Origin of the sequence: Athalassotoga sp., assembly GCF_049965695.1 — a bacterium.
Taxonomy (GTDB): domain Bacteria; phylum Thermotogota; class Thermotogae; order Mesoaciditogales; family Mesoaciditogaceae; genus Athalassotoga.
The window spans coordinates 1-12,826 of record NZ_JBMFWB010000001.1 but is presented as its reverse complement, the minus strand read 5'-3'; the positions used below and the strand labels follow the sequence as shown (position 1 = coordinate 12,826).

Genomic DNA, 12,826 nt, shown 5'->3' with positions numbered 1-12,826 from the left:
TTAATTCCTCCGCCTTTGAAAAAAAGAATTTTTGTTCTAAAATACAAGTACGAATATATTGTATCATGGCGGGGAAAAATTTGAAGCGTATTGTCATATACCTTTTACTGCTTGGAATAGTATCGGCCATAACTTTTTATTTTCTGAGCAACTTCAGTGGTGGAATTGAATGGGGAAAAGTTATAAACTTTTTCGTGGCCAACCCATGGGGATTTTTAGGCATATTAAGCCTTTTATTTTCATGGATAACGGATACCTTTATAACTTATATTTTAATCAGAAAACTGATACGTGTGCCTTTTTCTTTTTTGAAATCCTTTAACATGTCGATCATAGGGATATTTTTCAACAAACTTTCGCCGGCGTCAACGGGAGGTAGCGTTTTTCAGATAGCATACCTTAAAAGAAATGGAATAAATTTTGGAAGTTCTGTTTCTATAACGGAATTGAGATATATAATAAAACAAAGTGCGATGGTTGTTGCTGCGGCTATGGGTTTTTTAATCGCACTTCAGGTTGTTGAAAGGAATGAAATCACGTTTGTGCTTTCTTTTCTTGGCTTTGGACTTTCAATAGGCGGGATTTTGATTCTCATTTTGATAAATGTGAGTTCTAAAGTTAGGTCTTCTCTTTTGACCATAACAAAATGGGCGATAGGCCTTTTGAGATTCAGCAAAAAATTAAGCCCTAAAATTCCAGATTTAAGACAAAAAGCAGAGAAAGAGTTCAAAAATTACGTTCAAAGCATGAAGATGATATCAACGAACTGGAAATTCATCATACCTGTTTTTTTCCTTGCCCTACTTTCAGCCTTGGGTCACCTGTTTTTGGCTTTTGCCGCGGTTCAATCCTTTGGCATTTTTGAGAATATACCGAAAGGTATGTTGGAAGTTATATCGCTTCAAGCGATTGCAACGACGATAATCTTTTTTTCTCCTACTCCCGGATCGTCTGGATTGGCAGAAGGTGGATTTTACCTCTTTTTTTCAACGATAGTTCCGCCAAAATTTCTCGCCACGGTAACGCTTGAGTGGAGAATTTTGAGTTATTTTGTTCCACTTGCTTTAAGTGGCATTATATTTTTGATCATATTTTTTCACGGGATGGTGAGTACAAGAAAATGATGAAATTTTTTTACGTTTCTTCCGTTTTGGGAGGTATTTTGCTTGGATTCATTTCATTGCTTTTGTTGCCGAGATCTCCGTTTATTCCCTTTAACTGGTATGGGCTTTTGATATTCGTCAGCGCATCGTTTGTTTTTGTCTTATCTTTAAAATTCAAAAAAATTATTCCCTACATCTTGTTTGTACTTGGTATCCTTGCGATGCTTAACACTTACCTGTATTTTCGTGAATGCTCCCAGATAAAAGGCATGGAACTTTTTGGAGGGTTCTTCATATCTCTTGCCCCAATTTTCGTCACAAAACCCAAAAAAGATCAGAAAACCAAAGCGTAAACTTTTTTGCTTAATTTCCAGACAATTTTAACCAAGAAAAAGGAAAGTGAAAGTGCGATCGCAAAGAGCAAAAGGTTTACAGCCAAACTGCTCTCGTTTTTAAATGGCGGATAAAAGATAAACCCAAGTCCAAGTAATAGACCTTCTATGAATCCATTCATAAGATATATGCCGAGTGTGTATCTTCCGAAATCACCGAATATTTTGGATGTCACGGGTAATTTTTTAGAGATGAAGTAAGCGAATTTTAAGAGTATTGGCATGAAAGCAGCGGAAAAAGCAAGACCGAGCGGGGCCATGAGCGAAATCCCATCTTCGTATTTGTAAGGCATGAAATAGAATTCGATAAAACTTAGAATGTAAAGCACGATGCAAAGTACAATTGTTTTTGAGGGGAGAGCATTTCTCCAGTAAGGATGATTGTTGTTGACTTTATCAAATGTTGACATTCCCCATACGTAAAAGAAGAGCCAGGTGAAAGGATTTCTGTATGCCCAGAAGGTGCTTATCCAGTGTATTCCGAAGTAATTCGGGACGTAGTAAAGCGCGGAAAAAAACATCATCAAAATGAAAAGAGATGGGAGAATAAATTTGAATTTTAAGAGAGTTTTGATCAAAAAAGGAGTTATAAGGTAAAAAATCATGATCGCGAATATGAAATAATATTCTTCAACGGCATTTCCGAGCAGATAATATCCAAGAATGTCTTTCAAAGAAAAACTTTTATCGAAGTTGATAAATCCGCCAAGAAAGTATTGCATAAGGATGTAAAAGGTTGACCATACAAGATAAGGAATTCCTATAAGTCTTAACCTTGATAAAATAAATCGCTTTGGGTTTCTTCTTGCGACCCTTACAGAAAAATATCCCGTTATAAAGAAAAAAATCGGCATGGCAACGATGAAAAAATTCAAAAAAGTAAAGGCGAGTTCAAGGTTTGGAGAATTGAAAGATTGTATCTGGTAAAATGCGTTGTGTGCAAACACAACTATCCATATCGCAAAACCTCGTAGAACGTCGAACTCGCCCGTTTGGCCTGTTAGTTTATCATCGGCCATTTTCAATAAATAACGTTGATCCCTCTGTTTTGAAGTGTATTTATTTCATTCGTGATCGTCGATTGGGCAAAATTCATTTCGTTGTCTTTGATATCGACGATAGAACCAATTTTCAAATACATGTCGTTGACGATGGCATTCATGTCTGAAATTTTATTCGATGAAAGATCTATTCTGAGCAAATTTTTCATGTTGGATATCGGAGACAGATCCGATATGTTGTTCGAAGAAATATCCAATATCCAAAGATCCGGTACTGTCGAGACTATGTTGAAATCAGATATGCTGTTCGAATCAAGCATAAGCCAGAGAAGATGAAGCATTTTGTCAAAGGACGGCGTGTATTTGAGCGTTATGTTGTTGAAATTCAAATTCAATATCTCTAAATTTGAAAGATTTGTAAGCGGAGATATATCCGATATCTGGTTAAGTTCAAGATCAAGGAATCTCAGTTTCATAAGATTTGAAAGCGGTGAAAGATCGCTTATTAGATTTGCCCCTGCGTTAAGCCATTCCAAATTCTTTAAATTTGCAAGTGGAGATATATCTTTTATCATGTTCGAGTAAAGGAACAACTCACGTAAACCTGTTAAACTCGCAAGGGGAGTTATATTGCTTATTCTGTTAAATCCAAGATCGAGTGAAGTGAGATTCGTGAATTTCGAAAGGAATGTTATCTCGGAATTGTCAAAATTAAATCCACTCATTCCAAGGTTATGAAGTTGTGTCCAATTTTTTATGAAGGTAAGTTGGGAAACTGGAATCGGGTTATAACTTATATCGAGACTTAGCAAAGATTGTCCTATGCCTTCAAGGGGCGTAACGTCCTTTATAGCATTTGAACTCAAATCAAGGAACTGCAAATTTTTAAGATTAGATATTGCGGCTATATTTGTTATTTTGTTTGAACTGAGATCAAGTACCGTAAGGTTTACAAGATTCGCAAGCGGACTTATATCAACTATGTCGTTATGACTTAAATTAAGCATTTTAAGACTTGTCATCGTTGCTAAAGGAGTCAAATCGCTTATATGATTGTAACTTAGGTTAACGGATTTGAGATGTAATCCTTTCAGAGGTGAAAGATCGGTTATGTTATTTCCAACCAGATCGAGTGTCGCGAGATTGGTAAGATATTGTATGCCATCCAAATTTGAAAGCATCATATCGGAAGATGGCCAGTTATTTTGGATAGATGTTATCTTAGAAAGTTCAGACGCGTATATAGGTCCGGCCGGTAAATTCAGCATTGATCTTATAATGGCTTCAAGTTTACGATTTGTAAAGGTCACTTTTGATCCCATGTCAACGGTAAAGGTTGCACCTTTCGATGCGGTAGAAAGGCCGCTCGCGTTTTTCGTGACGATCACCCATGTGTAAATGCCGGTAGGCAATTTTTCAAAATTAAAATGAGTTTCAGTCGAAGATCCTATTTTCTTTATCCAGTCACCCATTTTTTCGAGGTAAAGTTCGTAGTTAACATTTGTCTGCGTTGAAGACCATGTCATCGTTATTTGGGTTGAAGTTGAAAGATCTGTGATTTGTGGAGCCACAGGAATAGCCGGAAGTGGATTGTATTCGAACTTACCGATGTTTGGTTGAACAACGGTTAAACCGGAGATGAATTCCCACATCTTTTGCTGATTTAAAAGATAGTTTTCAAGTTTTATGACTCCAACATTTCTCGCAAAGTAAAATTCTCTTTTGAGATTGTTGAGTATAAGATCAACCTCTAAGACATCGCTGTAAGTTTTGTTTCCGATTGAAAGAGATTGATAAGAAGATGTTCTTTCAAAGGCTGTACCTTCAGGTGATTTCAAAAATGTCGTGCCTGAGGCATTGCCAGTGTTGGCATTGTCTATAACCGGAACACCTTTGTAGAAAACCGTAGAACCTGCTTTTGTAACGCTAAAGGAGAGTGTTTCCATCTTTTGAGGTTCTCCTTTGTACGCTTGAGGAATCTTTATTTCGTAATTTATCATCGTTGCATTTTTGCTTGTTTGAGTTGCCTCGTAAATCACATCTTCATTTACAGTAAAAGAAGACGATGGTGTTGTCTTGGAGGAAGAAAAATTCATCCACATGGAATTGAAGAAATCTTCAAAAGCCTTTTGTGCCGGATTGATTCCTAAAGTATCAACAAGTGGCACTCCCGCGGATATTTCAACACGATCAACCTGACCAGATCTTAACGGGAAGTACGATCCGAAAGCCTTGGTCATCTGGGAAACTATGCTTGAAAAATCAGAATATCCCCATTTGTTAAAAGCCCTCAATTTAAAGGAATAGACCGTTGAAGGTATGAGACCTGTCGCAACATAGGTTGTTGCCATCGGTGACAATTTTGAAGTAGGCGTTGATTTGAAAGTGGTTCCCGTCGACTGGTAAAGTTCGATACCGCTTTCGTTAGTTGGATTAACCCAGGAAAGACTTATCGTATTCGTCGAAAAAGCAGTTACATTCAAAGCACTTGGAGCCTTTGGAGGAATTCCGTTTGTCATACGCACAACAACATTTGAAAAAGATGAATTTCCTCCCTGATTTGATGCTAACATTTTGTAAGAATATGTTGTTTCAGGTGTTAAATTTCTATCTGTGTAATTTAGCACATTTCCGGGCAAAGTTGCTAATTGTGCAAATGCACTGCTTCCTAAAGCCCTGTAAATTATGAACTTACTGACATTCGGAGAACTTTCTGACCAGGAGAGAGAAATGGTATTTGTTGATAAAGACGTTACGCTCAAAACAGGACTCTGCGGTGCAGCCATCATGGTAGTTGCAGAAGCAACGTTTGATGGAGAAGAGAGCCCATATTGGTTCTTCGCCTTTACTTCGTAAAAATACGTTGTGGAAGGCTTTAAACCTGTATCTACATAATTTGTCGCTTGAACTGTTGTCAATTCGGCAAAAGTCCCATTTGAAGATGAACTTCTGTAAACTACAAATGATTTTGCCGTACCATTCCATACCAACTGTATTGAATTTGGACTCAATGCAGTTGCACTAAGATTTTTCGGTGCAGGTGCCAAAAAAAGAGAACAACTTGCCAAAATAACAGCAAGTACAAGCACCGCGAGTAACACCATACTCCATAAAGTTACCCTTTTCAATTTTATTCCTCCCCGGTCGTTGAATTCAAATTATTCTACCATTTTTAAGCAGAATAGTCAAATCTCAGATCAATGATCTGATAAAATTTCGATCCCTATTTTTTCAAGATGAGAATTACCTATTTTCTCGATCACCGGAATCACCACCGCATTTCCTACCTTTTTCTTGTCCGAAAGAATCCATCTCGTTAAATCCTCATCTTTTTCAGGGTTAAAGCCCAAAGATGTGATCAAATTTTTTATCCTTTCGTGTACCTGAGGTGAAAATTTTTCAGATTCAACGATCATCCCAATTGCAACGGCATGACCGTGAGATATTGAATTGTTCGATGCGCTTTCTATCGCATGACCTATCGTATGGCCAAAATTGAGGATATGCCTGAGATTTTGATCATGCGGATCTTTTAAAATCACGTCCAGTTTGTCTTTGACGGCTGTTTTGATAACTTCATCTACCACATCGAGATTTTTGGCAATTATCTTGCCCAGATTGTCTTCCATGTATTGAAATAATTTTTCATCGTAAACAGCGCCGATTTTGGCAGATTCGACTATTCCCTCTTTAAATCTTTCATCGTCAAGACTTAAAGCGTAAACCGTGTCTATGAACACATCCGGTTTTCCAAACGTTCCGACAAGATTTTTAACGCCATTGAAATTTATCGCAAACTTTCCACCTATCGCGGCATCAACCATTCCCAACAAAGTGGTGGGATAAAGTTCAAAATTCATTCCTCTCATGTAAGTGGTGGCAACAAACCCGATTGCGTCCGTGACAGTTCCGCCGCCAATTGCGGTAATTTTGGAACTTCTTGACAAACCTTTCTCAAGAAAAAGTTCCCACATTTTTTGTGCCGATGCTATACTTTTAAACTCTTCTCCATCATCAACTTCGGTTCCCTCTGTGTTCCATATTTTCTTTACCGTTTTAGATACAAGGCAAAGGTCGGATCTTTCAATTTCCACGTTATGAAAGATCATGACTTTCTGGTAAGAGTCTAATTCATCGATTTGCCGGCTTTTCGTGAATTTCCTGACTATTATGGCAGTTACATGATCTATTTCAAGAGATCCGGTATGGATCGTTTCGTAGATTTCGTAAAGTGGTTTTCTTTTTTCGAATCTTGAAAGAAAGGCATTTTTACCGATTTTTACGAGTGGCCTTGAGGAATTTTTAACCCTATTCCAGAGCGCTTCCGGATCGGCTTCTAAATAGAAAGTGTGCATCGTTTTGAGTATTTCTCTGTTTTTTGGTCTTTCGATTATACCGCCTCCTGTGGAAAGTACGATTCGATCTGTCTTTGAATATCTTTCAAGCAGGTCGCTTTCCAAAGTTCTGAATTTGTCTTCACCGTATTTTTCAAAATATCTTTCGATTGATCCGTAACTTTTTTCAAATTTTTCATCCAGATCAACGTATTCAAAACCTAAAATTTGAGCGATTTTCTTTCCAACCACACTTTTTCCGCATCCCATCATACCGATAAGCGCTATTTTATCTTCCAAGTTTAACACGCCTCCTGTAAACGTCTAATCTATCTTTGAACTCTTGAAATGTGAAACCACCGAATTCTTCGTTCAATTCGGAAAGTATGATCGTTGAAAGCATAGCAGTGGCAACTACAACTATGGCTGCCACGACGCAGGTGTCGGATCTAACGTAATTCGTTTCAACTTCAATTCCTGTAAAAACATCAACGCTTTTGACGCCTCGCTTTTGCGTGGAAATAGGCTTTGCAATAAGATTAACGATCATCTGTTCACCATTTGTCATTCCTCCCTCTATACCCCCCGCATGGTTTGTTTCTCTGACAAAACCGCTGTGAATTTGATCGACCGTATCGTATCCTTTCATCTTCCAAATTTCTTCAGCGCCTCCGAATAGCACGCCTCGAATCGAAGGTATATCGAAAAGGCCACTGGCTATTATAGATGTCAATCTCTTTCCGCGCTCCGTGAAAGTTCCGATTCCTGCAGGCAGTCCGTTGGCGACGAGAGTTACCTTACCGCCGAGAGTGTAGCCTTGATCGTATCCTTTTTTTATTTCTTCCATCATTTTTGATTCGGCATTTGAATCGGGACAGAGCAAAGGATGATCGTTGACTTCCGGTTCTTCGTGTGCCATTGAATTGATTTCAACAGGCCCGATGGCTTTTGTGAAACCGTAAATGCTTATTCCAAGATCTTCAAGCACTTCTCTTGAAAATTCACCGATTGCAACATCCATAACAGTTCTTCTGGCACTCGATCTTTCCGTAACTGTTCTGACATCGTCAAGATCGAATTTTAGAATTCCGCCCAAATCGGCATGACCCGGTCTTGGTACAGTCGTTTTTTCGTTCGGAGGAGTTGTAGACTTATTTGCTATCACAAAAGTCAGCGGTGCACCGGTTGTTTCACCGTTCCATAGCCCTGTCGTTATGTTGACTTTGTCATCTTCTATCTTCATTCTATCGCCACGTCCGTAAACTGACTGCCTTGTTTTTAACCTTTTGTTAATTCTTTCAAGATCGGGTTTAAAGTGAGAGGGGAAACCTTCAACTATACCGTAAAAATTCTGACCATGAGATTCGCCGGATGTGATGATTTTCATGAAATCACCCTTTTCAAATCTTCAAAAAAAGATGGATAACTTATGGAAACAATCTCCGGATTTTTTATCTCAACGCCGTTGGCGCATACACCGGCTATTGCTGCCATCATGGCGATTCTATGATCTCCTGATGGATCGATGGTGCAGGATCTCAGTTTTTGGCCCCCTTCAATCTTGAAACCGTCAGGGTATTCCTCGATGTTGACTCCCATACTCGAGAGCATTGAAACTACTGCATTTATCCTGTCAGATTCTTTTGTTCTAAGTTCGGCGGCACCTCTGACAATCGTTTTTCCCTTCGCAAAAGCGCCGGCAAGTCCGATGAGAGGAATTTCGTCAATAAGCAGAGGAATTTCTTCGGGAGATATTTCGATGCCTTCAAGGACAGAACTTTCAACCGTAAGATCTCCGTAAGGTTCGAAATCCTGGGTGACGTTTGAAACATCGATCTGTGCGCCCATTTTTTTCAAAACGCTCAAGAAGCCCGTTCTTGTTTTGTTGAGCCCGACTCCTTTTATTTTTACGCGTGCGTTTGGATGACAAACGCCAAGCGTTACGAAGAAAGCGGCAGACGAAAAATCTCCGACGACAGTTGATTTGAAAGGCGGTATCTTCGATGGTTTTATCTTTATCGTGTTTCCTGTTTTTTCTATCGCATTGAGAGATTTCAAAAAATTTTCTGTGTGATCGCGACTTTCAAAGGGTTCTCTGTACGTTGAAATACCATCACCGTTAAGGGCAGCAACTATAAAAGCCGTCTTTACCTGTGCGCTTGAAACCTTGGATATGTAATCGGCATGGCCTATCTTCCCACCTCTTACCGAGATTGGAAGGTTTGAAGCATAATTTCGCCCATCGAAAATCGCTCCGAGTTTTGAAAGAGGTTCTGTCACTCTATCCATTGGCCTTTTTGAAAGAGATTCATCCCCATAAAGCACGGAAAAAATTGGCAGCCTTGAAAGGAAACCAAGGCCTATTCTCGTCGTTGTACCTGAATTTCCGCAAAATATAGGAGAAGCGGGTTCCCGTACGTTTTTCATCTCGACATTCAGCCGATTTCCTTCAACAGATACATTTACCCCCGTGCTTTTAACGAGATCGATTGTTTTCATCGTATCGTCAGCGAGGAGAGGGTTTTCAATCTCGCATTTCCCAGCAGAGAGCGAGGCAAAAAAGATCATCCTGTGCGTTATGGATTTGTCTGGAGGCACCGTTATCTCTCCTCTTACAATTTTGGCATTTTCTATTTTCATATTTCCTCCATCATCTTTACGAGGTCCATCGATGTGTCGTAAGTCGATGCGAATTCTTCAAAGTTAAGGCTTTGCTGTCCATCCGATAAAGCTTTTTCCGGATTTTCATGCACTTCGATCATAACGCCATCAGCCCCGACTGCCACAACTGCCTTTGCAAGTGGTGGAATAAGATCACGTCTGCCGGTCGCATGACTCAAATCTACGATGATGGGAAGATGTGAAAGAATCTTTACAAGCGGCACGGCCGATATGTCAAGCGTATTTCTTGTGTACTTCTCAAAAGTTCTTATTCCCCTTTCACAAAGTATTATCTGCGAGTTACCGTGATAATAAAGATATTCTCCAGCCAAAAGCCATTCTTCAACTGTTGACATAAAGCCTCTTTTTAACATCACGGGTTTTGTGGAGTGACCAAGTTGTTCAAGCAATCTGTAATTTTGCATGTTCCGTGTTCCAACCTGTATGACATCGACGTATTCTTCGAAAATGGAAATATCTTCAGGAGCCATCATTTCGCTGACGATACGCATGTCGTATTTTTCTCCCACCTCTTTTAGTATTTTAAGGCCATCGATACCGAGACCTTGAAAAGCGTAAGGAGAAGTTCTTGGTTTAAAAGCCCCGCCTCTTAAAAATTTGATCCCGAGATTAGACAGAAATTCTGCTTCTCTTTCCATTTGATCTTTGGATTCAACGGAACAAGGGCCGGCGATGAACTGAAATTTTTCTCCTATCTTTTCCGTTCCAATTTCGATCACCGTTTTCTCCGGATGAAATTCTTTTGAAACAAGTTTAAAGGGTTTTAGAACTGGTATAACCTCTTCAACGCAGTTTAAAGCCTCGAAGGCTTCTCTTCTTTCGTAGACATTGTCACCTATTATTCCAACGATCGTTTTTTCCGCTCCCTTTGATATGTTCGTCTCAAAATCGAAACTCTTCGCCAGATCGACAACCCTTTTCAAATCATCCTCGGATGATCTTTGCTTCATAACGACTATCATGGAACTCGCCTCCTTTTTTATGAAAAATCGGGGACTCTTTTTTGAGTCCCCGATTTGTTATATGCACCAAAAATCACGGATCGCACACGACAAATCGGGCGCGGCCGTAATAATAGTAATTTTCAGAAAAGAATCTTCTCATCATTCATCACCACATTTAAAGATATTTTACCACAAAAATCATTCAAGTCAACATGTCGGCTCTCGCATTCGCCCTTCGGTGTCTGGTCCTCGCGTTGCTGCGGAGGCCACCTTGAGGCATCATGCTCTCCGCCGCCGTCCCAGTCGAAGAACTGGAATCGCCTTTTGCCTTTGGCTGCTTACTCGTTACTGATTACGCGTCACGCGTTACGAACCATCTCTAATGTCTAATCCCTAATCTCTTTCTTTTCCACATGCTACGAGCCACACGCTACCCACCATTAAGGGTACCTGCCGGAGCGATGATTAGGAATTTGAATTTTGTTTGGTATAATTAAGGATGAAAGGCAAGGTGGTTGTATGAAAAAGTATATTTTTTTACTGGGTGTCATTGTGTTGGTATCTTTGATTTTGAGTTCTTGTGCAATGAATGTATTTAAAGGATTAAACACGCCAACAAATGCAGAGGCACTTTCTCAACTTGCGGTCGATGAATCGAATAACGGAAATTTTAAAGATGCACTCTCCTATTCCGCGCAGGTTTTAAGTGCGACAAGCAACGGCAATAACACCATTCCATCGACAAACCTTTACAACGCTGTGGCACTGTCCGATACATCTACTTCCGCAAGAACTACGCTTGCAAGCGTAACATATTTTTTGAACACAACAACATCGACGAGTGTTGCGCTCAAAAATGCGGCAGAGGCAATGTTTAATTCGATAAGCGGAATGACGGGATTGAACGCTGTGAATCTTGCTAACAGTTTTATTTCGCTGTACCAGCAAAGTCAGAACGTTTCTGTTTCTTCGGTATCGACTGCTGATTATGCACTTGTATTTTCGGCGATAAAATTACTTGTGTCGTCTTCTCACAATCTTCAACTTATACAACTTCTTGAAGCCTTGTCGAGTACTTTAAACCGCCTTGATCCGTCCAATTCAACATGGCTTGTATCCAAAGGAATATATGCCGCTTTGCAAATTCCAATAATTCTTTTCGATTCAAACGGAAATGGAATGCTCGATCCGCAAGATCAGATCTTTACTTACTTGTGGAATTACCAGACAAATACATTCAAAAGTCAATTGACATCCGAAGATTACAACGGCATCATGTACAACGTTCAACTTCAAACTTACAACAACATTCAAAAATCAAATGAAGTCATCGCAGACCTATCGACAGCACTTTCTAATCTTTATGCAGGACTCCCATCTGGTAATATATTAAGCAATTATATTACTGAACTTGAAATGGCCATGTACGTTATAAATGCTCAGACGATATCTCAGATACAATATCTTGGAGATATTCAAAATCACATAAGTTTGTGAGTGATGGATATGAAAAAGATTGTGATGGCAATTCTTATTGTGCTTTTCTCAGTTTCAATCTTTGCATTCGATGTAAGTTTTTACAGATCAACTCAAACGTTTGAGATGGGAGAAACCTTTACGGGAATTGCAAACAATCAAAATGCCATCTTTTACAATCCCGCAGGAATTGCAAACATCAAAGGTTTCTTCTTTGCACTTCCGGATGTAAATGTCGGAATGAGTGAAGGATTTTCAAATGCGATTTTAAAGACGATATCTAACTGGGGACAGATTCAATCTTTGATGCAATCGACAAATTCTGCGTCTCTTGTGGAGTATTTAATCCAGAATTATTCAAATTACCTTCAAAACGGCAATTCTTTGCTAATCGGATCAGATGCACTGATAGGATATGGCTTTGGAAACTTCGCGATAGCAGGTGGTGCTTTTGGTCAAGCATGGGGACAATCGGTCTTGGCACCACTGTCACTTAGTCTGAATGCATCGGCGGGAGGATATGCTTTCGGAACGGCAGCACTTTCATTCAACATCGGAGATTTGAAATTGAATGCCGGCGGAACATACAGGTACGGTTATGTACTTCCTCAGATATACAACATCAATAACGAATCTTTATTTAACGCAACATCAATTTTTGCTTGACTTTATACACTTACGTACTTAATTACGGAAATTACGCCGGATACAATTATCAAAGAATGTACACGGTACAGATAGGAATAAGCGAATAACGTAGGGGAAAATCGTGAAGAGTAACGAGTAAGCAGTAAGCAGAAAAAAGCAGCGCATGGCAGATGGTAAGAGCAGAGATTAGGGGATCAGACATTAGAGACTAAAAAGCGGCACATGGTTAATAGCCAATAGCAGATG

General features: G+C 39.5%; 10 protein-coding genes. 4 read left to right on the top strand and 6 right to left on the bottom strand.

Annotated elements, in window-relative coordinates:
• Nucleotides 1–80: 80 nt before the first annotated feature.
• The gene (locus tag ACP5NR_RS00050) at nt 81–1,124 is read left to right on the top strand and encodes a lysylphosphatidylglycerol synthase transmembrane domain-containing protein (protein WP_428005745.1); all 1,044 of its coding nucleotides are present in this window, start codon (nt 81–83) and stop codon (nt 1,122–1,124) included.
• Nucleotides 1,121–1,456, top strand: coding sequence for a hypothetical protein (locus ACP5NR_RS00045; RefSeq protein ID WP_428004792.1), 336 nt, complete (start codon nt 1,121–1,123; stop codon nt 1,454–1,456). Before ACP5NR_RS00050 ends, ACP5NR_RS00045 begins: the two co-directional genes overlap by 4 nt.
• Here the strand turns inward: ACP5NR_RS00045 and ACP5NR_RS00040 are convergent.
• The 6 genes from ACP5NR_RS00040 to ACP5NR_RS00015 form a co-directional block, all read right to left on the bottom strand.
• Entirely contained in the window at nt 1,438–2,514 is a 1,077-nt protein-coding gene (locus ACP5NR_RS00040) for an acyltransferase (RefSeq protein ID WP_428004793.1), read from the bottom strand. The genes ACP5NR_RS00045 and ACP5NR_RS00040 overlap by 19 nt on opposite strands.
• Before the next feature lie 2 nt (nt 2,515–2,516).
• Entirely contained in the window at nt 2,517–5,624 is a 3,108-nt protein-coding gene (locus ACP5NR_RS00035; RefSeq protein ID WP_428004794.1) for a leucine-rich repeat domain-containing protein, read from the bottom strand.
• Between the two features lie 69 nt (nt 5,625–5,693).
• The gene (locus ACP5NR_RS00030; protein WP_428004795.1) at nt 5,694–7,130 is read right to left on the bottom strand and encodes a shikimate kinase; all 1,437 of its coding nucleotides are present in this window, start codon (nt 7,128–7,130) and stop codon (nt 5,694–5,696) included.
• Nucleotides 7,120–8,217 carry a chorismate synthase gene (gene aroC / locus ACP5NR_RS00025; RefSeq protein WP_428004796.1) on the bottom strand — a complete coding sequence of 366 codons (1,098 nt, stop codon included), beginning with the start codon at nt 8,215–8,217 and terminating at the stop codon, nt 7,120–7,122. The genes ACP5NR_RS00030 and aroC overlap by 11 nt, the downstream gene beginning before the upstream one ends.
• Nucleotides 8,214–9,470, bottom strand: a complete 1,257-nt coding sequence (gene aroA / locus ACP5NR_RS00020) for a 3-phosphoshikimate 1-carboxyvinyltransferase (RefSeq protein ID WP_428004797.1) — start codon at nt 9,468–9,470, stop codon at nt 8,214–8,216. The genes aroC and aroA overlap by 4 nt, the downstream gene beginning before the upstream one ends.
• Complete coding sequence (locus tag ACP5NR_RS00015; protein ID WP_428004798.1) at nt 9,467–10,474, bottom strand: bifunctional 3-deoxy-7-phosphoheptulonate synthase/chorismate mutase; 1,008 nt, start codon at nt 10,472–10,474, stop codon at nt 9,467–9,469. The genes aroA and ACP5NR_RS00015 overlap by 4 nt, the downstream gene beginning before the upstream one ends.
• A 501-nt stretch (nt 10,475–10,975) precedes the next feature.
• Between ACP5NR_RS00015 and ACP5NR_RS00010 the strand changes: the two genes are divergently transcribed.
• Both ACP5NR_RS00010 and ACP5NR_RS00005 read left to right on the top strand, forming a co-directional pair.
• On the top strand, nt 10,976–11,953 hold the full coding sequence (locus tag ACP5NR_RS00010) for a hypothetical protein (RefSeq protein ID WP_428004799.1): 978 nt from the start codon (nt 10,976–10,978) through the stop codon (nt 11,951–11,953).
• A 9-nt stretch (nt 11,954–11,962) separates the two neighbouring features.
• Nucleotides 11,963–12,598 carry a hypothetical protein gene (locus ACP5NR_RS00005; protein ID WP_428005744.1) on the top strand — a complete coding sequence of 212 codons (636 nt, stop codon included), beginning with the start codon at nt 11,963–11,965 and terminating at the stop codon, nt 12,596–12,598.
• Nucleotides 12,599–12,826 lie beyond the last annotated feature (228 nt).